Raw genomic sequence first — 21,463 nt, forward strand, 5'->3', positions numbered from 1 at the left:
CTTGCGGACGGAAGTCTGCCGCCTCTGCGCGGTTTCCCGGGTCGAAACCCGGGCACGGCAACAGGTTTTCCTCCTCGCCAAAGACGATCGAGCCGGAGCGATTTCCCCGTGCTGGCGGTCAACATCCGGAGGCAGGGCCCGATTGCGCGATCAGCTGCCGCAGCAGCCCGTCGAGCCGGGCCGCCAGATCCGGGCCCAACATGTTCCGCAACTCCCGGTCATGGGCCAGCGCCCGCTGGCCAAGCTCCTCGAACAGATTCCGGCCCTTGTCGCTCAGCGACAGGATCTCGGCGCGCCCATCCTCGGGGCTTGGCGCCCGCATCAGCAAGCCCTCGGCCTCGAGCGCAGCAACCGCGCGGCTCACCCGGGTTTTCTCGACATGCGAGATCCGGCAGATATCCCGCGCCGTCATCGCGCCGAACTTGCCCAGATTGGCAACCACGCGCCACTGGGTGCGCGTCATCCCGTAATCGTCGCGATAGATGCGCTGGAACGAACGTGACGTCGCCTCGGCCGCCTGATTGAGAAGATAGGGCAGGAAGTGCTCCAGATCGAAGGCGGTTGAACTGCCGGTGGGCGGGGCGACGGGCTGCATGGGGCCTCCATATCTGTGCCGGACGAGCCTGCCACAGGACGCCGCGGCTGTCACCCGGGCGCCTTGCCGCGCCCCAACAGCCTTGCCCGCCAGGCGGCGCTTGACATGGTTGCATTTGCAACCAATGCTCGTCCAACCGCGAGAGGAGGAGACATGACCCGCCATTCCCTGCCCCACGGCATGATCCGCGCCGCAACGACACTGGGCACATGCGAAGGCTACATGCCCGGCTTCGGCAATGACTTCGAGACCGAGGCCCTGCCGGGCGCGCTGCCACAAGGCCAGAACAGCCCGCAGAAATGCAACTACGGGCTTTATGCCGAACAGCTTTCAGGCTCGGCCTTTACCAGGCCCCAACCGGAACGCACCTGGTGCTACCGGATCCGCCCCAGCGTCAAGCACACGGCGCGGTTTGACCGGATCGACCTGCCGCACTGGAAGTCGGCCCCCCATGTGCTGCCCGATGTCATCAGCCTCGGCCAGTACCGCTGGGACCCGGTCCCGCATGCCGACCAGCCGCTGACCTGGATCACCGGGATGCGCACGGTCACGACCGCGGGCGATGTGAACACCCAGACCGGCATGGCGGCGCATGTCTATCTGGTGACCCGCTCGATGGAGGACAGCTATTTCTACTCGGCGGATGGCGAGCTTCTGGTTGTCCCGCAGGAGGGCCGGCTGCGCTTTTGCACCGAACTGGGCGTGATCGACCTCGAGCCGAAGGAAATCGCGATCCTGCCGCGCGGACTGGTGTATCGGGTCGAGGTTCTGGAAGGTCCGTGCCGGGGCTTTGTCTGCGAAAATTACGGCGTTCCCTTCACCTTGCCGCACCGCGGTCCGATCGGGGCCAACTGTCTGGCCAATCCGCGCGATTTCAAGACGCCCGTCGCCGCCTTCGAGGACCGCGAGACGGCGTCCGAGGTCATCCTGAAATGGTGCGGCCAGTTCCACCGCACCCGCATCGGCCAGTCGCCTCTTGATGTCGTGGCCTGGCACGGAAACTACGCCCCGTTCAAATACGATCTGCGCAGCTATTCGCCGGTCGGAGCGATCCTGTTCGATCACCCCGATCCGTCGATCTTCACCGTTCTGACTGCGCCGTCCGGGCTGGAAGGCACCGCGAATATCGACTTCGTGCTGTTCCGCGAACGCTGGATGGTGGCCGAGCACAGCTTCCGCCCGCCCTGGTACCACAAGAACGTCATGTCGGAGCTGATGGGCAACATCTATGGCATCTATGACGCCAAGCCCAAGGGCTTCGTGCCCGGCGGCATGTCGCTGCACAACTGCATGCTGCCGCATGGGCCGGACCGGACGGCCTTTGAAGGGGCCTCGAACGCGGAACTGAAGCCCGAGAAGCTGGACGAGACGATGTCCTTCATGTTCGAGACCCGCTTTCCCCAGCATCTTACGGAATGGGCAGCAAAAAGCGCGCCGCTGCAAGAGGACTACATCGACTGCTGGGACAGCCTGGCGAAGAAGTTCGACGGCACCCCCGGTGTCAAGTAGTCCCCCGCGCCCTGCCGGATGATCGCCACAGGAAAAGAACCTGCATGCCACTTTTGCCTTCCTGGATCGACAGCGCCAATCGCGCGGATACGCCGTTCCCATTGAACAACCTGCCCTGCGGGGTGTTTTCCGACACCGATCCCACCCCCCGCTGCGGCGTGGCGATCGGCGACATGATCCTCGATGTGGCTGCGTTGGAACAGGCGGGAATTCTGGCGCTGGCCGGCGGGCCCTATTTCACCGCACCGCGGTGGAACGGCTTCATGGCGGCGGGCTCCGAGGCCTGGGCCGCATTGCGCGCGCGGTTGCAATCCCTGCTGCGGGAGGGCGCCGCCGAGCGGGACAATATCCGGCCGCACCTTGTTCCGCAGGTGCGGACCAGGATGCACATGCCCTTCGAAGTGGCTGAATTCACGGATTTCTATGCCGGGCGCCACCACGCCTTCAACGTGGGCACCATGTTTCGGGGACCCGAAAATGCCCTGCCTGCGAACTGGCTGCACATGCCCGTGGGCTACAACGGCCGCGCCTCCTCGGTGGTCGTTTCCGGCACGCCGGTGCGCCGGCCCTGGGGCCAGATCAAGGCACCAGACGAGGCGGCACCCCGCTTTGCGCCGTCGGCCAGGTTCGATTTCGAGCTTGAGCTGGGCGCTGTTGTCGGCCTGCCGTCGCAGTCCGGGCACCCCGTGTCCGTGGCCGAAGCGGACGGGATGATCTTCGGCTATGTGCTGCTCAACGACTGGTCGGCGCGCGACATTCAGGCCTGGGAGTATCAGCCGCTGGGGCCGTTCCAGTCAAAGGCCACCGCCACCACCATTTCTCCCTGGATCGTCACCCGCGCTGCCCTCGCCCCCTGGCGGGTGGCCACACCAGACCGCAGCGTACCGCTCCTTCCCTATCTGCACGAGCCCGGCCCGCTGCTTTACGATATCGAACTTGAGGTTGCATTGACACCGCGCGGCGGCAGCGAGAAGGTAGTCTGCCGCACCAACTCCCGCGAGATGTATTATGCAGCGGCCCAGCAACTTGCCCATCATGCCAGCAGCGGTTGCCCGATGCGCTGCGGAGATCTGCTCGGCTCGGGAACCATCTCGGGCCCGGGTCCGGACAGCCGCGGCTGCCTGCTGGAACTGTCCTGGGGCGGCACGCAGCCGGTGCAGATCGGAGAGGGCCGCGTGCGGCGCTTTCTCGAAGACCACGACACCGTCACGCTGCGCGGCTATCTTCACGCCGATGATCACATGATCGGCTTTGGCGACTGCACCGGCACCGTTCTGCCCGCGCTGGATGATCCCTATGCGCGCCCGGCCCCGCCTCCCTGACCGGCCCGGCACCGCTTTAAGGCGATCAGGGCTGGTGCCCGCGGCGCCATGGCACTGCGGCCAGCGGCGGCGCCTGCCAACCCGCTGACGGCCTGCCACCGGGGATTGAGCGTTGCGTCACCTGCTCGCGTCAGGGCTTTCGCCGAACCAGGCACGGCGCTAGGCTTTGCGCGGCTGTTACACCCGGCGTCGATGATCGGGCCACAGCTTTCCTGTGTCGCATAGTCCAAGAGGTGCCCATGTCGTTTTCCCTGTCCCGCCGGAGCTTTCTGATGACCGGCGCCGCTGCTGGCGGCGTCGTGCTGTTGCACCCCTATTCGGCGCGGGCCAGCGCGGGCCAGGCGCATCTGCGCATCCTGTCCACCACCGATCTGCACTGCCATGTTCACCCCTACGACTATTACGCCGACCGCGAGAACGACACGATGGGCCTCGCCCGAACGGCGGCCATTGTCGCAGCCATCCGGGCCGAGGCGACCAACACGTTGATGGTCGATAACGGCGACTATCTTCAGGGGAACCCGATGGGCGACTACATGGCCTATGCCCGGGGCATGGAGGATGGCGTCGTGCACCCGGTGATCGCCGGGATGAACGCGCTTGGCTATGACGCGGGCACGCTGGGCAACCACGAGTTCAACTATGGCGTCGCGTTCATGGACAAGGTGAATGCCGGCGCAGACTTCCCGATCGTCTGCGCGAATTTTGCCCGCAGCCTTGGCGCTGATCCCCTTGCCGACGACCTGCACCTTGCGCCCTATGTGATCCTTGACCGCGAGATCGTGGACGGGGCCGGGGCGCGGCATCCGATCCGCGTCGGCATCATCGGCTTTGTGCCGCCGCAGATCATGCGCTGGGACGCGGGGCATCTGGTGGGCTCCTTCGAGGCGCGCGACATCCTCGAGGCGGCCCGCGCCTGGGTGCCGGTGATGCGGGAGGAAGGCGCCGATCTCATCGTCGCGCTGGCCCATTCCGGAATCTCGGACGCGCCCGAAACCCCGATGATGGAAAACGCGGCCCTGCACCTTGCCGGAATCGACGGGATCGACGCGGTGGTGGCCGGACATAATCACAGGGTCTGGCCCTCGGATGATTTCGAGGGCCCGGGCATCGACCGCGACCGCGGCACGCTGAACGGCAAGCCGGCCACCATGGCCGGGTTCTGGGGCTCGCATCTTGGCACCATCGATCTGATGCTGGAACGCGAGGGCGACGGCTGGCGCATCGCCGCCTTCGAATCCGACGCCCGCCCGATCTTCGAGCGAACCGAGGACCGCAGCATCAGGCCCCTGGTCGAGGATCATGCGCCAGTGATCGCCGCAACCGACGCGCTGCACGACGAAACGCTGGATTATGTCCGCGCCGAAGTGGGGCAAAGCACCGCGCCGCTTCATTCCTATTTCGCGCTGGTGGCTGATGATCCGTCCGTGCAGATCGTGAGCCTGGCGCAAACCTGGTATCTGCGCCAGCTTCTGCAAGGAACGGAACATGAAGGCCTGCCGATCCTGTCGGCGGCGGCGCCGTTCAAATCCGGCGGCCGGGGTGGTCCGGACTATTACACCGACGTTGCCGCAGGACCGGTCGCGATCAAGAACGTGGCCGATCTCTATCTTTATCCCAACACGCTGCAGGCCGTGCGGATCACCGGTGCGCAGGTGAAGGACTGGTTGGAACGCTCGGCCGGGATCTTCAACCAGATCACCCCCGGCGCCCCGGATCAACCGCTGATCAACCCCGAATTTCCGGCCTACAATTTCGACACGATCGACGGGGTGACCTACCGGATCGATGTGACACAGCCGGCACGCTTCGACCGCGACGGCACCCTGGTGGACGAGACGGCGCATCGGATCATCGACCTTGCCCATGACGGGCGACCGATCGATCCGGCGCAGGAGTTCATCGTCGCAACCAACAACTATCGCGCCTCGGGCGGCGGCAATTTCCCGGGCGCCGACGGCGCCAGTGTGATCCTTGCCGCCCCCGACACCAACCGCGACGTGATCGTGCGCTATATCGTTTCCGAAGGCACGATTTCGCCTGCGGCCGACGGCAACTGGCAGCTTGCGCCGGCGGGCGGGGCAACGGTTCTGTTCGACAGCGGGCCAAGCGCCGCGGCCTATCTGGACGACATCCGCGCCCGCGGCGTGCAGATCGAGGAGGCAGGCCCGGGTGACGACGGCTTCGCCCGTTTCCGCATCACGCTTTAGGCCCCGGGGCGGCGGCGCAGGACGCGGCCGCCCGGAACAGCCGCGCCGCGGGACGGCGACCGTTGGTCACGGCGGATCCGCGCTGCGCAGCGGCAGATCATCCTCGGGCGAGACATTGTGCCGCTCGATCATGCGATGAACCCGCGGCTGGTCGGGGCCGCGATGCAGCGCCAGGATGCGCTCCGAGACCGCGATATCGGCCTTGGTCCGGCGCAGGTTGTGGCGCAGGTATTCATCCCAGGTTGCGACGTGGTAGCTTTCCGACCACAGCTCCGGCTCTTCCAGATCGCGCAGCAGCGCCCAGTTGCGCGCCCCGTCGCGGCGCCGGATGCGGCGGCGTTCGCCCATCGCCGCCAGAAATGCCGGCACGTCGGCCTGGTCGATCCGGTAGTCGATCATCACCATGATCGGACCGCTGCGCCCGCGCATGTCCAGCCGCAGGACCGGTTCGCGAAAGCGGCCGGCCGGGTCCAGATCCAGCGTGCCAAACTGCGGGACCGGCACCCAGAGGCCCAGCACCGCCCCCAGCCCCAGCCCGGCCGCCGAACCGATCAGCGCCACATCCACCCCCTGCGCACTGGCCACCACGCCCCAGATCCAGGCCCCTGCGGCAAGCCCGCCGAAGGTCGCCATCTGATAAAGCGCAAGCGCACGCCCCACCACCCAGCGCGGTGTCGACAGCTGAACGGTCACGTTGAACAGCGACAGCGCCAGCACCCAGGCCGCACCGGCCGGCAGCATCGCCAGCACGCTCAGCCAGAGCGTGTGGCTTTGCGACAGGGCCGCCGCGGCCAGCGCCATCGCCAGAAAGGCGATCTGCACGATCCGTTCGTTCGCCAGCGTCGCCCGCAGCCAGGGGTTCAGCAACGCGCCGCCGATTGCCCCGAGGCCGAAGGCGCCCAGCAAGAGGCCATAGAGAAACGACCCGCCGCCGATCATGTCGCGCACCACCAACGGCAAGAGCGCCAGAACGGAGGCTCCGGTCAGCCCAAAGAAAAGGCCTCGCGCCAGCACCCGCAGCAGGTTCGGCGACAGTGCGACATAGCGCAGCCCTGCGCCCATGGCGGGAACGAAGCCTTCGCGCGGGGCAAGGCGCGGCCGGGTCTCGGGCCGCCAGCGGAACAGCGCCGCGATCAGGGGCACATAGCTGGCCGCGTTGAAGGCAAAGGCGGCCGCCGCACCCAGCGTCGCCACGATCAGCCCGCCCGCCGCCGGGCCGATGCTGCGCATGAGGTTGAAGCCCACGCTGTTCAGCGACACCGCTGCCGGAAGATCGTCCCGGCTTACGAGATCGCCCATCGAGGCCTGCCATGAGGGATTGTGCAGCGCCCCACCGGCGCCGATCAGGAAGGTGAAGGCCAGCAGCAGCCGGGGGGTGAGCCCGCCCATCCAGGCGGTGACCGCCAGCGCGACCGAGACCAGAAGCATCAGAACCTGCGCCAGCAGCATGATCCGCCGCCGGTCAAAACTGTCGGCCAACGCGCCCGAGGCCATCGCAAACAGCATCACCGGCAGCGTCGTCGTGGTCTGGACCAGCGCGATCAGCGTTGGAGACGGCGTGAGCAGCGTCATCGCCCAGGCCGCGCCGACCCCCTGCACCAGTCCGCCCAGATTGGACACAAGCGTCGCCGTCCACAACGTGCGGAAAGCCGGATGTCGGAACGGCGCAAAGGCAGAGCGTGGCTGGGCCAATTCGGACCCCTTGTTCTTCATGGCGCCCCAACCATAGCAGCGCCGGCCGGGCCGGCAATGCCCGAGAAGCCACCCGACGGATGCGGGCGCCGCGTCAGGACTTGTGTTCGGGCTTGCCCTTGCGTGATGTGGCGGCAAGATCGCGCAGTTCGGATTCGCTCATGGATTTCTCCATGCTTTTCGACGCGCCTTTCAGATCGCCTTTCTTCGTGTCGCCGCGCTTGGCCGACAGGGCCGCGCCTGCCGCCTTTTGCTGTGCCTTGGATTTCAAGGGCATCTCGGCCTCCCATGCTTGACGGGGATCAACGCGCAAGGCGGCACCAGGTTTCAGCTCAGATCATCCAGAACGCATCGGACAAGGCCAAGCGCCTCTGGTCCCTCGGCGGGCTGGTGCCAGAACAGGCGGCGCTTGTTCCAGTCAAGCGCCGCGCGGCGATCTGCGGGAAGCTCCTCCAGATCGGGCTGGTGGCCCGGCAGGAAGTCCAGGGCAATGCCCTTGGGCCCGGCGCTGATATGGGTGATGCCCAGTTGCAGGGCCGCCGCCCGGATATAGGCCGCCGACAGCAGATCGCGCAGCTCGGGCGGCGGCGGGCCGAAGCGATCCTCGATTTCCTCGGCCAGGGCGCGGGCTTCGTTGGCGCTGCGCAATCGCGCAAGCCGGTGGTAGAGGTTGATGCGGATCTCGGGCTCGGGCAGGTAGCTTTCCGGCACGGCCCCGACGGCGCCGATCTGCAACGTGACCTCGTGTTCCGGCGGGGCATCCCCGCGCGTCGCGCGCAGCGCCTGGCCAAGCAGCTCCTGGTAAAGCGGCAGGCCGATCAGCCGGATATGGCCCGTCTGGCGTTCCCCGAACAGATCCCCGGCGCCGCGCATGTCCAGATCCTGCGCGCTGAGCGCCATGCCTGCCCCTAGTCGATCAAGCGCCTGAAGGGTCTGCAACCGCTGCAAGGCGGCCTCGGACGGAGGATCGGCGGGATCGGTCAGCAGATAGCAATAGGCCTGCTGATGGCTTCGGCCCACCCGGCCGCGCAGCTGGTGCAACTGCGTCAGCCCGAACAGCTGCGGCCGGAACACGATCATCGTGTTGGCGCGCGGCACATCAAGCCCGCTTTCGACGATGCTGGTTGCAAGAAGCACATCGCCCTCGCCGGCGGCAAAGCCCACCATGGTCTCGTCGATCTCGCGCGGGGGCAGCTGGCCATGCGCCACCCGAAGCGCGAGATCGGGCGTGGTTTCGCGCAGCAATGCCTCAAGCCCCGGGATATCCTCGACCCGGGGCACGATGACGAAGCTCTGCCCGCCGCGCTGCCGTTCCCGCATCAGCGCCTGGCGCAGGGTTGGCAGATCCTGATCGGCCAGAAGAGTGCGGATCGGCCGGCGGCGCGCGGGGGGCGTGTTGATGACGCTCATGTCCTGCAGTCCGACAAGCGCCGCCTGAAGGGTGCGCGGGATCGGCGTCGCCGTCATGCTGAGCACATGGGGTGCCTGCCCCAGCCGGCGCAGCGCACGCTTGTGTGCCGCGCCAAAGCGCTGTTCCTCGTCGATGACCAGCAATGCCAGGTCCGCGAAGCTAACTGCCTTGCCCAGCAACGCATGCGTGCCGACCACCAGGCCGCAGTCGCCCGCCGCAAGAGCCCTGCGCAGGGCCGTGGCCTCGGCGCGCGGGGTCAGGCGCGACAGGTGCCCCACCTTCACCCCAAGTCCGGCGAAACGACGCCGGAAGGTTTCGTAATGCTGGCGCGCAAGAACTGTGGTGGGCGCCACCACCGCGACCTGCCGCCCCGAAAGCGCCACGGCCGCCGCCGCACGCAACGCGACCTCGGTCTTGCCAAAGCCGACATCGCCCACCACCAGCCGATCCATCGGCCTGTCCCGCGCCAGATCCTGAAGGACGGCGTGGATTGCCCGCCGCTGGTCGGCCGTCTCGGCAAAGGAAAACCGGGCCTCGAAGCGGTCGTAGGCAGGACGGGGCGGCAAAAGGGGCGTCACCCGCGTCTGTTGCCGCGCCTCGGCAAGCGAAATCAGCCGTCGCGCAGTATCCTGGAGCCCCTGCTGAACCCTGCGGCGGCGCCTGATCCAGCTGGTGCCTCCCAATCGGTCAAGCATCACGGCCCCTTCGGTTGCGCCATAGCGCCAGATCCGTCCGGCCTCGGCGACGGGAACAAGCAGCCGCTGGCCCTGGGCGAAACACAGGCGTAGCGTTTCCCCCTCGGGGCCTTGTTCCGTCCCTTCCAGCCGTGCAAGCCCATGGTCCAGATGCACCACCAGATCCCCGGGGTGGAGCTCGGCCGCCGCAGTCTGCCAGGCCTCGGCCGTCGGCGCATCCCGGTCCTGGTATCGAAGGCTGCCGCCCAGCAGATCCGGCGCGGCAATCACGACCAGGTCAAGCGCGGCGTCGCTGAACCCGTGATCCAGCGCGCCCTCTGCCGCAAGCACCGCGGCGGGATCGGCATCGGCAATGTCCGACCATTGCCGGACAGCCCCCGGGCCGCGGCCAAGCGCGCGCTGCGCCACGGCGGCCATCGCCGCCGCCGAAGTGGCATCGGGCGCGACGAGCAGGCAGCGACGGCCGGCCTCGGCCTGCATCCGCAGATAGCGCACCATGGCCCGCCGCGGCTGGGCAGTGGCCGCGAAATCGGGCACCGGTTCGGCGGCCTCGGCCGGGATCAGCGTCGGTTCCGGCCAAAGGCGCTGCCAGTCCGACCGCGACAGATAAAGACGTTCCGGGGGGGTGACGTGATGGGGCACCGGCTGATCGTGGTTCAGCCGTTCCGCGTAGGAATCGCCGATCTGGTCCCAGGCGGCGGACTGCTGCGCGGCAGCACCCGGTCCCAGGGACAGCCGCGCGTCCGGCAGATAATCGGCAAGTGTCGCCTGCCCTGCCTCTGCCCCCGCTTCCTCAACCGGAACCAGCAGCAGGCTTTCGCTTTCCTGCAGGCTGCGCTGCGAGACCGGATCAAAACGCCGCAGCGCGCCGATACGGGTGCCGGCAAGCTCAACGCGGCAGGGAAGCCGGTCCTGTCCCGGGAAGATGTCGATCACCCCGCCAAGAAACGAAACCTCGCCCGGCTCATCCACGCGTTCATCGACACGAAACCCGGCGCTGTCGCAGAACCGCCGCAGGATCTCCGGATCGAGGCTGTCCCCGGTCCGGAGCAGCAGCGACGGAAGCTGCCCGGGCGCAACGAGGCGTTGCAGCGCGGCACGCGGCGGCGTCACCACAATGCGGCGCCCGGAACGGGCGCGTTTTGGCGCAGGCAAGCCCATCTGCCACAGGGCCGCCATGCGGCGCCCGACGGCACCTGGGGTGGGCGCGGCGCCATCATAGGGCAGGCAGTCCCAGGGCGGCAGGTGGATCACCTCGGCTGCGGGATCAAGGCCGCGCAGTGCGCGGGCAACCTCTTCGGCGCGGAAGTCGTCCCGTGCCAGATGCAGCAAAACCGCGTCCGAGGGCGTCTTCTCCAGAACCCGGGCCGCTTCGGCCCCGGCGGGCAGTGTATCTTCCATTCTCGCTCCGACTGCAAAGTCCGGTGGACCGATCGAAGCGGATCCCCTGCGCGCTGTCATCAGCTAGAATGGCCGGGCTTTAGGAAAGTTCCGTCGCCGCAGAATGATGCGCCTCAGGCGGCAGCGTAATAGGCGTACATCTCTTCCAGCGCGGCCAGCACGGGGGATGGCACGGCGGCACCTTTCGCAGGTGCGGCAGAACGGGCTGCGGCAACGGCGGGCGCGTAATAGTCAAGGCCCAGCTGTTCGGCGACAAGCGTGGCGCGGGCCTGATCGATCTTGGCGATCCGCATGGTCTTTCTCCTTGTTACGGCAGGGATATGGACCGTTTCGACGCCCTTTGCACCGGCCAATGCCGGAAAGCCGTCATGCGGATTCTGCAACGCAGCATGGCGGGCGGCATCGGGCTGTCGCGGCAGCGCACCAGCGAGGCCCAACTTCCGGCCGCGCGCGCGCATGATACTGGCGAAGCGCTGCATGCTGGGCTAGGAATATTCAGCCGCCCTGGGAGGGCGGGCCGAATCTGGGAGGATATCCGATGGATCGTCGTTCATTTCTGAGAACGTCTGCACTTGGCGGCACAGCCGCCGCCGCGGCAAGCACACTGGCCGCACCCGCTATCGCACAGGGCCGCATCACCTGGCGCATGGTCACAACCTGGCCGAAGAACTTTCCCGGCCTCGGGGTGGGCGCGCAGCGTCTGGGCGACCGCATTACAGCGGCCACCGATGGCCAGCTGACGGTGCAGGTCTTCTCGGCCGGCGAGATGGTTCCGCCGCTGCAGGCGCTTGACGCGGTGATCGACCAGTCCGCGGAAATGAGCCACGGCGCCGCCTATTACTGGCAGAACAAATCCGTCGGCCTGTCGTTCTTTACCGGCGTGCCCTTCGGCATGACCTCGCGCGAGCTGACGGCCTGGGTCCGCTATCTCGGCGGTCAGGAAATCTGGGACGAGATCTATGACCAGTTCGGCCTGCAGGGCTTCCTGTCGGGCGATACCGGCACCCAGGCGGGCGGCTGGTTCAAGAACGAGCTGACCGGCATCGAGGACATCCAGGGCATGCGCTTCCGCACCCCGGGTCTTGGTGGCCAGGTCTGGCAGCGCATGGGTGCGAGCGTGACCAACCTCGCCGGCGGCGAGATCTTTGCCGCGCTGCAATCCGGCGCGCTTGATGCCGCCGAATTCGTCGGCCCCTACAATGACCTCGCGCTTGGCTTCCATCAGGTCTGCAAGCATTACTATACTTCCAGCTTCATCGAGCCGGGGCTTGCGACCGAGCTTGTGGTGGACAAGGCCAAGTATCAGGCGCTGCCGCAGAACCTGCAGGACATCATCCGCGACGTCTGTCAGGCCGAATATGACCAGGTCGCGTCGGACTTCTATGCCAACGACCCGCGCGCCCTTGCGACGCTGGTGAACGATCATGGCGTGATCACCCACGACCAGTTCCCCGACAGCATCCTGGAAGCGGCGGCCGAAGCCTCGATGGAAATCCTGACCGGTATCCGCGACAGCAGCGACGAGCTGACCAAGAAGACCGCGGAAAGCTTTGTTTCGGCACTGAACCTGATGCGCACCCGGACCGAAGGCACCGACCTGCGCTTCCTTCAGGCACGCGAGAAATACATCCGGTTCTGATTGGCGCCGCCACGAAACAACAAGGCCCGGAGTTTCCTCCGGGCCTTTTTCGTTTTCTGTCACATCGGCTCAGTACAGGACCGACGGCAGCCAGGTCACGATGCCCGGGAAGATGAACAGCAGCGCGATCGCCAGGATCTGCAGAAGCACGAAGGGTAGCGCCCCGCGATAGATCGCCGCAGTCGAGACCGAGTTCGGCGCCACCCCCCGCAGATAGAACAACGCAAAGCCGAAGGGCGGCGTGAGGAACGAGGTCTGCAGGTTCACGCCCACCATCACCCCCAGCCAGATCGGATCAAGGCCCAACGTCAGCAGGATCGGTGCAGTGATCGGAATGACGATGAAGATGATCTCGAACGTATCGAGGATGAAGCCCAGCACGAACATGATCAGCATCACGACGATCATCGCGCCCACGGCGCCGCCGGGCAGATCCGAGAGGAACTCGTGCACAAGATTGTCGCCGCCCATCTGACGGAACACGATGGCAAAGATCGAGGCGCCGAACAGGATCACGAAGATCATCGAGGTGATCGTGGCGGTCGAAACCACGGTTTCACGCAGCACCGACCAGGACAGACGCCAGCGCAGTCCAGCCAGAATCGTGGCCCCGACCGCGCCGACCGAGGCCGCCTCGGTCGGTGTGGCGATCCCGCCGAGGATCGAGCCGAGCACCGCAACGATCAGCGCGAGCGGCGGCAGGAAGGCGGTCAGAAGCTCGCGCCAGAGGCCGGCGCGTTCCTCGGGCGGGACCGGCGTTGCCGGGCAGCTTTCGGGATCCGTCCAGGCCTTGAACAGCACATAGCCAAGGTAAAGCGCGACCAGAAGCAATCCGGGAAGAAAGGCGCCCGCGAAGAGGTTGCCGACCGAAACGGGCTTGGGCGCGAAATTGCCCTGCGCCATCTGCACCTGGGCATGAATGCCGGCGATCATGTCGCCCATGAAGATCAGCACGGTGGAAGGCGGGATGATCTGGCCCAGCGTCCCGCTGGCGCAGATCACGCCGGTGGCAAGCGTGGGCTTGTAGCCCGCCCGCAGCATCGCCGGAAGCGAGATCAGCCCCATGGTCACCACAGTCGCGCCCACCACCCCGGTCGAGGCCGCGAGAAGCGCCCCCACGACGATCACCGAAATGCCAAGCCCACCGCGCATGTTGCCGAAAAGCTTGCCCATCGACATCAGAAGCTGTTCGGCGATGCGTGATCGTTCCAGCATCACGCCCATGAAGATGAACAGCGGCACCGCCACCAGCACTTCATTGGTCATGTAGCCGATGAAGCGGCCTGCCAGCGCACCGAAGTTCGACGGGTCGAAGACCCCGAACTGCATGCCGATCAGCGCAAACACCAGCGAGGTGCCACCAAGGGTGAAGGCCACCGGGAAACCCAGCATCAGCATGCCGATGACGCCAAAGAACATCAGCCCGGCGAGGATCTCGCCAATCAGAACGGGATCCATCCGGTCACTCCGTATCGTATTTGTAGCGGAAATCGGCCGGAACCAGGTCCTCCCGCCGCGCGAGGATGAGAATCGACCGGATCAGCATCGACAGGCCCTGCAGCGCGATGAGCGCGGCAAAGCCCAGAATGAAGCTGCGCAGGATGAACAGCCCGGGCATGCCGCCGACATTGGCCGAAGCCTCGTGGCGCGCCCAGGACCGAACCACATTGGGATAGGAATAGACCCAGACGACATACATGAAGGGCAGCAGGAAGAACAGAACGCCGATCAGGTCCAGCAGCGCCTTGGTGCGCAGGCTTGCGGGGCGGAAAAAGATGTCCACCCGCACATGATCGTTGCGGTAAAGGGCAAAGGCCGCGACAGCGGTGAACATGGCCCCGTTCATCCAGACATAGAGATCCTGCATCCAGAGCCGCGTATGCGCGAAGGCATAGCGCTCGACCACCACCCAGAAACAGACTGCAACGATCCCAACCGCGAGCCAGGCAAAGCTGCTCCCGATCAGCCGGTTCAGCCCGTTGATCATGCGCATCAGCGCCGCCAAAAGGACCAAGACTACCTCCCACAGGTCGGTGCGGACTTTGCCGCATGATCCGTCTGCTTTGGGGTTTTAGGCCCGCGGGGTCAACAGTTTTTGCACGCGCACGAGGCCCTCTGGCCTGCGCCATCTGTTTCAGGACCGATCAGGCGGCATGCGGCCGGGCTGTGGCTGATGCCTTGGCCCGCCATCGCCCCCGGGAAGCCCCGGCAGGGCGAGCCTGCCGGGGCGGTTCCGCTCAGGCAGGTGCGGCGCCATCGGCGCTGCGGTCCACGGCACCGCCCTGATGGCTCCCGCAGCGGTAGGCGTCGGCCGCGCAGACCAGCGCCCGGAACAGCGCCCGCTGGCGCCGCGCATAGAACAGATGCTCAGGGTGCCATTGCACACCAAGGGCAAAGGGGTCGCTTGTGCGTTCGATGGCCTGAATCATGCCCCCTTCGTCCCGCGCGGCGACCTGAAGCGCGTGTCCCAGCCGCGCCACCGCCTGACTGTGCAGCGCGTTGACCCGCATGGGCGCCGCGCCGGCGATGGCGTGAAGCCGCGTGCCAGGCCGCAGCATGACGCGCTTGCGTGGCAGGATCGTCCGATAGCGGCGGCTGTCCTGATGCGAGGCATAGGCATCCTGATCCAGCGTCCCGCCCAGGGCCACGTTCAGCATCTGCGCCCCGCGGCAGATGCCAAGCACTGGCATGTTGCGGTCCAGCGCGCCACTGACCAGCCGGCGTTCAAGGTCATCACGCGCGGGGTCCAGCCGCGCCGAGGCGACAAGGCTCATGCCGTAAAGCTCGGGCGAGATGTCATCGCCCCCACCGACAATCAGCCCCTCGACCCCGTCCAGATCCGACGGCCGCCCCGCATCCCAACGCTGTGCCTGCCCACCCGCAAGCCAGATGTTCAGCGCGACAAGCGGGAAGATCCGCCAGCCCGAGCGCTGCGAGGTGGTGACGGCGATCAGGGGCCGTGTCATGCCAGCCCTGGCATCACGTGGTGGCGCAGAAAGGCCTCGGTATGCATCCGCCAGTTCCGGGGCGTGGTGGTCAGCGCGGCGCGATGATCGCGCCAGTCGAGACAGAGCGCCGCCAGTTCCGGCTGCATCCCGGCCAGACGCTCGACCACCGCCCAGCGGCCCAGTTCATAGCCGATCGACCACCCCCGCTCATCGACGCGGCTGTCGGGCACACGGTAGTGGAAGGCAGGGCGCGGGGTGATCTTGCCCAGCTGATCGCGCAACGGGGTCAGCCGCTCCGGATCAAGCGCGGTCAGGATCGGCAGAAGGTCAAGGCCGCGGTTGCGGGTGGCATTGTGCTGAAGATAGAGGGCCCAGAAGGGCTCCAGCTCCTCGATGCCGAATGTCGCTGCCAGCACATCGACAAAGCGGCGCGGATAGGGATGGGCGAACGGCAGCAGGCGGCGTGTCACGTCCAGCGGATCGGCGCCGCGAAGCCAATCCTCCAGAAGTGCGAAGGCGCAGGCCACCGGCACGATATCGGCGGCGGTCCGCCCGGAAAGGGCCGGATTCAGATGGAGCGCGAAGCCCAGAAACGGCCCGTTCCGGCTGCCGATCGCCCCCGCGTCCCGCAGGGCTTCGCGCAGATCCTCGCAGCGCGCAAGCTGTTGCGGGGTCAACGGTTCGGTAACCAGTTCCACCGGCACGACCCGACGCGCAAGATCAAGGCCAAGCTGTCCGGCGCGGCTGTCGGCATGATCGCGGAAGGCGGTGTCGAGATAGATCTTGACCGTGCCGATCGCCGATCCCTCAAGGCGGTATTCCTGCCGTGAAACCATGTCGATTTCGCCGCCCAGGGTCTGTTGAGCCACGGCGGCGGCGGCGGCGGCAGAGAGCCCCCCCAGTTCGAGCTCGATGCCGATCCGACGGATCCCGCCCTCGGAATCGGTGGCGCGAGGGAGGGTCAGAACGGGATTGCGGGCGATCGCGCGGCTCAGGCAGGACATGCACTCGAACGCATCACAGACGGGACGGTTCCGCTGCGGTCAGGCCGCCGCGCCAGACTTTGTGATGACGCCGCCGCCAGCCCAGCGGAACCCCGGAGCTTGCGCGCTGTTGGTCCCCGCATCCCAACCAATGGAGGACAAGATGCACGACATCACCGGAAAACGCATCGCCATTCTTGCGACCGATGGCTACGAACAGTCCGAACTCGAGGTCCCGCGCGACCAGCTGCGCGCCGCTGGCGCCACGGTCGAGATCATCGCGCCCAAGGGCGGCGAGATCAAGAGCTGGGACAAGGACGACTGGGGCCGCGCGGCACCGGTGGATCGCGAACTGTCCCAGGCACGGGCCGAGGAATATGACGCGCTGGTGCTTCCGGGCGGGCAGATCAACCCGGACGTGCTGCGGGCAGATGCCCAGGCCCTGGCCTTCATCAAGGCCTTCTGGGCCGACAAGAAGGTGATCGGCGCGATCTGCCATGCGCCCTGGCTTCTGATCGAGACCGGCGTGGTCGCGGGGCGCCGCGTGACCTCCTACCACTCGATCAAGACCGATGTCATCAACGCCGGAGGCAAATGGGAAGACAGCGCCGTCGTCACCGACCAGGGCCTGGTAACCAGCCGCAATCCGGGGGATCTTGACGCCTTCTGCGCGAAACTCGCCGAAGAAATCCGTGAGGGCCGCCACGAACGGCGGGCCGCCTGATCCGGGCGCCGGGGCCACGCGCCCCGGCACCCTTCTTTGGAAACGAAGGTACTCCCATGACGACCAGCGACAATCCTGAAGAAGTCCCCCCCGGCACCCCCGGCGCGGGCGAGGACCTGTGCCGCCGCTGTGCGGGCCGAGGCCATGTGGACGGCAAGACCTGTCCGGAGTGCGATGGCAGCGGCAAGGTCATCGCGCCGATCGGCGGCGCCTGATCGCTAGCGGGCAATCACCCCCCGCGCACCCCCTGCCACCAGCAGCGCCGCATCCGCGAGCGGCAGCAGCGGCGTCGTGGCGCCCGGGGCGGCAAGGTAGCGGGGCCGCCATTGCGGGCCGAATTTGGCCTTGAACGCGCGCAGGCCGGTAAAGTTGTAGAAATCTCCGCCGTGCCGGAACAGTGCCGCACCGAAGCGATCCCAGAGGCGGCGGCTCTTGCGGGGTTCCAGCCCGGCGAGGGGCGCCATGCCCAGCGAAAAGCGCCGCACGCCCCGCGCCGCCAGTTGCAACATCAGTTCCGTGAACAGGAATTCCATCACCCCCGCCGGCGCGGCACCCGAATGGCGCATCAGATCCAGCGAGGCATTCTGCCCACTGCCCGTCACCATGAGGTTGGCAAAGGCGACAATCCGCCCCTCGTGCCGCACGACGGCGACTGGCCAGCGGCCCAGCCAGTCAGGATCGAAGCGGCCGACGGAGAAACCCTTTTCACGCACCTTCTTGCCGGACAGCCACTGATCGGAAACCTCGCGCAGCGCCGCAATCAGATCCGCCGAATGGGGCGGTGCGAGGATCTCGAGCGTCAGCCCGTCGCGCAGCGCACGGGCATGGGCCGCGCGCAGCTTCTTGCGCGCGGGGCCGTCGAGCGTGAACGTCGTCAGGTCCACCACCGCCTCCTCGCCCAGCTTGAACAGGCCAAGGCCCAGCTCCAGCATCAGCGGCAGGTCTTGCTCGCCCACCTCGTAGAACACCGGGCGGGCGCCCGCCCGGCGCGCGGAATCGACAAAGGTGAAGGCAAGATCTGCCCGCGCCTCGGGCGGGCCGCTTGGGGCGCCAAGCGCAATCCACGACCGCCCCTGCACCCCGAACATCAGCATCGCGTCGCCCTCGTCCGAAAAGATCAGCGTCTTGTCCCCGGTCAGGGCGAAGCCGAGGTCGGGATCCTCGGAGGCAGCAACAAGCGCCGCCGCCCGCGCAAGATCCTCGGCGGTGGGCGGGGCTGGCCGCAACCGCGGCGCCCGCAAAAGCAGCCATAACGTCCAGACACCCACGGCAAGGCTTGCCACCAGTCCCGCGCGCAACGCCCGCGGCGCATCGGCATCGACCGCGAACTGCCACCAGAGTTCATGCGCGTAGGGCGTGCTGCGATGGGCAAAGAACAGCACGAAGCCAAAGGCAGCAACTGCCCCGGCCACAAGCGCCATCCAGGGCGGTGTCATGGCGGCATGGGTCAGACGCGTGCGACGGTTGAAGCTGCGCCGAAAAGGCAGCAGCAACAGCGCCGCCCCTGCCAGGGCAATGGCCCGTGACAGGTCCGGCCCCTGAACCAGCGCCACGCCGATCCCCACGCCGATTGCGGCAAGCGCCAGCAGAAAGGCGCCTTCGCTCCGGCGGGCAACGCCAAGTGCCAGCACGACAAGCGCCGCTCCAAGCGCGCTGGTAAGCAGCGCGCTGCCCTCAAGGAAGGCCAGAGGAAACAGTTCTTCCAGCGCATCGGCCGCACCCGAATGGCGCGGGATCAAGGCCGAAAACGTCATCCAGAGCCCCGATCCCACGATCATTACCGCAAGCACCAGCGGTGCGAGCGGTTCAACCGCCCTGAGCGCAGGCTCGGCGGCAGCGACAAGACCTCCGGGCCGCAGCCGCGACAGATGTCCGCCGAGCTTCATCGCCTCGTAGAGGGCAAGCACCAGAAGGGCGAGGGTGAAGGGCAGGATGAAATAGATGATGCGGTAAAGCAGCAGCGCCGCCGCAACCGACTCGACCGGCGTGCCGGCGGGAAGCGCGGCGATGACCACGGTCTCGAACACGCCGATCCCGCCCGGGACATGGCTGATGATGCCCGCCATCGTCGCGGCGGCAAAGATGGCAAGAAAGGTGAAGAAGCCGACCCCGGTAGGCGGCAACAGCAGGTAAAGCGTCAGCGCGGAAAAGGTGATGTCGGCAAGGCTGAACAGGACCTGCGCCGCAAGCACCGGCGGTGAAGGCGCCCGCACCGAGAGCCTGCCAAGGCGCAAAACCGATCTGCGCCAGGCGGCAAAGATCAGGGGCAGCGTCATGATCAGGATACCCAGCAGGGCCCCGGCGCGCACGATCCCCGTGCTGAAGGGCAGCACCGCCGCCAGCGCATCGGGGTGCGCGGCCAGCGCGGCAAGGCCCACCACCGTTGCCGCAAGGCCGAAGGAAACGGCGGCAAAGGTGGAAACCTTGGCAACCTGATAGGCATCAAGCCCCAGCCCCGAATAGATGCGCCAGCGCACCGCACCACCCGACAGGGCCGAGAGCCCCATCGTGTTCCCGAAGGCATAGGCCATCAATCCGCCGGTCAGAACCACCGGCAGCGGCAGCGGCCGCCCGATGTAACGCAGCGCCGACCAGTCATAGCCTGCAAGCGCGAGATAACCGCAGAGCGTCGCACCGACCGCGATGGCCAGCGTGCTCCAGCGGGTCGCGCGGATCTGCGCCTGCACATCCGCCAGATCGACGGGCGCAAGCAGATGGTAAAGTGCCGTGACGCCCAGCAGGAACAGGCCCCCCGCCACAAGGAAGGGCAACAACGCCCTGACCCGGGTCCAGCGGCTGATATGCGGCGGTTCCACAGGCGCTCCCGTCCTTTGCTGACCCCGCGCGACCTATAGGCCCAAGGGCACTGCCGTCGCAACAGGCTTGCGCACCGGCGCGTCAGAACAACGACAACTGGTCCCCCGGCCTGGGCGGCACTCTGAAAAGCGTTGTGGCAAGCGGCGGCAGCGCACGGTCGAGGCCAAGCCTCCGCGCCGTGATCGTGAACCGTTGCCGCAGAAGCGCCGCCCATTGCCCCTGCCCCGTCATCCGCGTGCCGAAGGCAGGATCATAGTCGCGCCCGCCATGCAGTTCACGGACGCGCCCCATCACCCGTGCCGCCCGCCCCGGAAAGGCCGCCGCCAGCCAGTCGCGGAACAGCGGCGCCACTTCGCGCGGCAGGCGCAGGGGAATGCAGCTTGCGCCAACGGCGCCAGCCCGTGCCGCAGCCGCCAAGATCGCCTCGAGTTCGTGATCGGTCAGGGCCGGCACCACCGGCGCAACCATGACCCGCACCGGGATCCCCGCCTCGGTCAGCGCCGAAATGGTCCGCAACCGGCGCTCCGGGGCGGGAACGCGCGGCTCCATCGCGCGGGCAGTCGCAGGATCGAAGGTCGTCACCGAAATGCCCACCCGCACCAGCCCCCGCGCCGCCATGTCCGACAGGATGTCCCGATCCCGCTCGATCAGGCTGCCCTTGGTAACGATCGCGACCGGATGATTGAAATCGCTCAGCACCCGCAGCACGCCACGCATGATCTCGCGCTCCTTCTCGATCGGCTGATAGGGGTCGGTGTTGGTGCCGATGGCAATGACCCGTGGCAGGTAACCCCTTGCCGAAAGCTCTTGCGCAAGGCGCCGGGGCGCTTCGGGGCGGGCGATCAGCCGGCTTTCGAAATCCAACCCGGGCGAGAGGCCGAGATAGGCGTGGCTGGGCCGGGCAAAGCAGTAGATGCAGCCGTGTTCGCAGCCCCGATACGGATTGATCGACTGCGCGAACCCTATATCGGGGGAGGTATTGCGCGTGATGATCTGACGCGGGTTTTCGTCGCTGACCTCGGTACGCAGGGGCGGCAGCGGCTCTGCTTCCCACCCGTCATCGACCAGACTGCGATCAAATCGTTCGAACCGGTTCACGGGGTTTCCCCTCGCCGCCCGCCCGGGAGTGGGTTGCCGAGCCGGAAGACGATGTGTGTCAAGATCAGGATGGTCCATGTCCAACAAATAGAACATTACGCGAACATACCGCAAGTCTTATCGGACTGCGCCAGCGCCCGGCTGGCAAGCGTGCCGCGATGACCCCCGAGTCCGCGTGCGCGCCCGCCTGCACCACGTCCTGCCCTGGATCCGGCCGGAACAGACAGCACGCGCCCGACCGCCCGTTGCAGGGACAGCGAAACGTCGTTCTGGCCCCGGATGGAGCCGCAGGCACTGTCACGCTGCTCCGGAACGCCCGGCCGATCAGTCCCGGCAGCCAGACCGATCATCACGTTCCGGCATGAGCAGGGCCACAAGTTAAGAATGGCGCAGCCCCGCGCGATGGGCTAGCGGTCAGC

The 21,463-nt window shown here is 67.0% G+C and carries 17 protein-coding genes; 6 read left to right on the top strand and 11 right to left on the bottom strand.

What is annotated here, in order from left to right; all coding sequences use genetic code 11:
• Positions 1–118 precede the first annotated feature (118 nt).
• Positions 119–595, bottom strand: a complete 477-nt coding sequence (locus ACFQXB_RS10820; protein WP_377403256.1) for a MarR family winged helix-turn-helix transcriptional regulator — start codon at positions 593–595, stop codon at positions 119–121.
• Between the two features lie 153 nt (positions 596–748).
• Between ACFQXB_RS10820 and hmgA the strand changes: the two genes are divergently transcribed.
• The 3 genes from hmgA to ACFQXB_RS10835 all read left to right on the top strand — a co-directional run bounded on the left by hmgA (position 749) and on the right by ACFQXB_RS10835 (position 5,636).
• Positions 749–2,104, top strand: a complete 1,356-nt coding sequence (hmgA, locus tag ACFQXB_RS10825; protein ID WP_377403258.1) for a homogentisate 1,2-dioxygenase — start codon at positions 749–751, stop codon at positions 2,102–2,104.
• 44 nt (positions 2,105–2,148) lie between these two features.
• On the top strand, positions 2,149–3,426 hold the full coding sequence (gene fahA / locus ACFQXB_RS10830; protein ID WP_377403260.1) for a fumarylacetoacetase: 1,278 nt from the start codon (positions 2,149–2,151) through the stop codon (positions 3,424–3,426).
• 239 nt (positions 3,427–3,665) lie between these two features.
• Positions 3,666–5,636, top strand: coding sequence for a bifunctional 2',3'-cyclic-nucleotide 2'-phosphodiesterase/3'-nucleotidase (locus ACFQXB_RS10835; protein WP_377403262.1), 1,971 nt, complete (start codon positions 3,666–3,668; stop codon positions 5,634–5,636).
• Positions 5,637–5,702: 66 nt separating this feature from the next.
• Here the strand turns inward: ACFQXB_RS10835 and ACFQXB_RS10840 are convergent, their stop codons facing one another.
• The 4 genes from ACFQXB_RS10840 to ACFQXB_RS10855 all read right to left on the bottom strand — a co-directional run bounded on the left by ACFQXB_RS10840 (position 5,703) and on the right by ACFQXB_RS10855 (position 11,128).
• The gene (locus tag ACFQXB_RS10840) at positions 5,703–7,349 is read right to left on the bottom strand and encodes an MFS transporter (RefSeq protein ID WP_377403264.1); all 1,647 of its coding nucleotides are present in this window, start codon (positions 7,347–7,349) and stop codon (positions 5,703–5,705) included.
• A gap of 73 nt (positions 7,350–7,422) precedes the next feature.
• Complete coding sequence (locus ACFQXB_RS10845; protein WP_377403266.1) at positions 7,423–7,605, bottom strand: DUF3008 family protein; 183 nt, start codon at positions 7,603–7,605, stop codon at positions 7,423–7,425.
• A 50-nt stretch (positions 7,606–7,655) separates the two neighbouring features.
• Complete coding sequence (locus ACFQXB_RS10850; RefSeq protein WP_377403268.1) at positions 7,656–10,835, bottom strand: DEAD/DEAH box helicase; 3,180 nt, start codon at positions 10,833–10,835, stop codon at positions 7,656–7,658.
• A gap of 113 nt (positions 10,836–10,948) precedes the next feature.
• Entirely contained in the window at positions 10,949–11,128 is a 180-nt protein-coding gene (locus ACFQXB_RS10855) for a hypothetical protein (RefSeq protein WP_377403270.1), read from the bottom strand.
• A gap of 245 nt (positions 11,129–11,373) precedes the next feature.
• Between ACFQXB_RS10855 and ACFQXB_RS10860 the strand changes: the two genes are divergently transcribed.
• The gene (locus ACFQXB_RS10860) at positions 11,374–12,474 is read left to right on the top strand and encodes a TRAP transporter substrate-binding protein (RefSeq protein ID WP_377403272.1); all 1,101 of its coding nucleotides are present in this window, start codon (positions 11,374–11,376) and stop codon (positions 12,472–12,474) included.
• Positions 12,475–12,543: 69 nt separating this feature from the next.
• Here ACFQXB_RS10860 and ACFQXB_RS10865 read toward each other — a convergent pair whose 3' ends face one another.
• The 4 genes from ACFQXB_RS10865 to ACFQXB_RS10880 form a co-directional block, all read right to left on the bottom strand.
• Positions 12,544–13,932, bottom strand: a complete 1,389-nt coding sequence (locus ACFQXB_RS10865; protein WP_377403274.1) for a TRAP transporter large permease — start codon at positions 13,930–13,932, stop codon at positions 12,544–12,546.
• Positions 13,933–13,936: 4 nt separating this feature from the next.
• The gene (locus ACFQXB_RS10870) at positions 13,937–14,488 is read right to left on the bottom strand and encodes a TRAP transporter small permease subunit (RefSeq protein WP_377403276.1); all 552 of its coding nucleotides are present in this window, start codon (positions 14,486–14,488) and stop codon (positions 13,937–13,939) included.
• A 223-nt stretch (positions 14,489–14,711) separates the two neighbouring features.
• The gene (locus tag ACFQXB_RS10875; RefSeq protein ID WP_377403278.1) at positions 14,712–15,440 is read right to left on the bottom strand and encodes a gamma-glutamyl-gamma-aminobutyrate hydrolase family protein; all 729 of its coding nucleotides are present in this window, start codon (positions 15,438–15,440) and stop codon (positions 14,712–14,714) included.
• Entirely contained in the window at positions 15,437–16,426 is a 990-nt protein-coding gene (locus tag ACFQXB_RS10880) for an amidoligase family protein (protein ID WP_377403280.1), read from the bottom strand. Before ACFQXB_RS10880 ends, ACFQXB_RS10875 begins: the two co-directional genes overlap by 4 nt.
• 142 nt (positions 16,427–16,568) lie before the next feature.
• Here ACFQXB_RS10880 and ACFQXB_RS10885 point away from each other — a divergent pair, with 142 nt between their 5' ends.
• On the top strand, positions 16,569–17,129 hold the full coding sequence (locus tag ACFQXB_RS10885; protein ID WP_377403282.1) for a type 1 glutamine amidotransferase domain-containing protein: 561 nt from the start codon (positions 16,569–16,571) through the stop codon (positions 17,127–17,129).
• A gap of 56 nt (positions 17,130–17,185) precedes the next feature.
• A complete protein-coding gene (locus tag ACFQXB_RS10890) occupies positions 17,186–17,344 on the top strand; it encodes a hypothetical protein (RefSeq protein ID WP_377403284.1) in 159 nt (52 codons plus the stop codon).
• A 3-nt stretch (positions 17,345–17,347) separates the two neighbouring features.
• Here ACFQXB_RS10890 and mprF read toward each other — a convergent pair whose 3' ends face one another.
• Together mprF and ACFQXB_RS10900 are read right to left on the bottom strand one after the other, a co-directional pair.
• On the bottom strand, positions 17,348–19,945 hold the full coding sequence (gene mprF, locus ACFQXB_RS10895) for a bifunctional lysylphosphatidylglycerol flippase/synthetase MprF (protein WP_377403286.1): 2,598 nt from the start codon (positions 19,943–19,945) through the stop codon (positions 17,348–17,350).
• A gap of 82 nt (positions 19,946–20,027) precedes the next feature.
• On the bottom strand, positions 20,028–21,122 hold the full coding sequence (locus ACFQXB_RS10900) for a PA0069 family radical SAM protein (protein WP_377403656.1): 1,095 nt from the start codon (positions 21,120–21,122) through the stop codon (positions 20,028–20,030).
• Between the last annotated feature and the right edge of the window lie 341 nt (positions 21,123–21,463).

The organism is Halodurantibacterium daqingense, assembly GCF_042666235.1.
GTDB classification, from domain to species: Bacteria; Pseudomonadota; Alphaproteobacteria; order Rhodobacterales; family Rhodobacteraceae; genus Halodurantibacterium; species Halodurantibacterium daqingensis.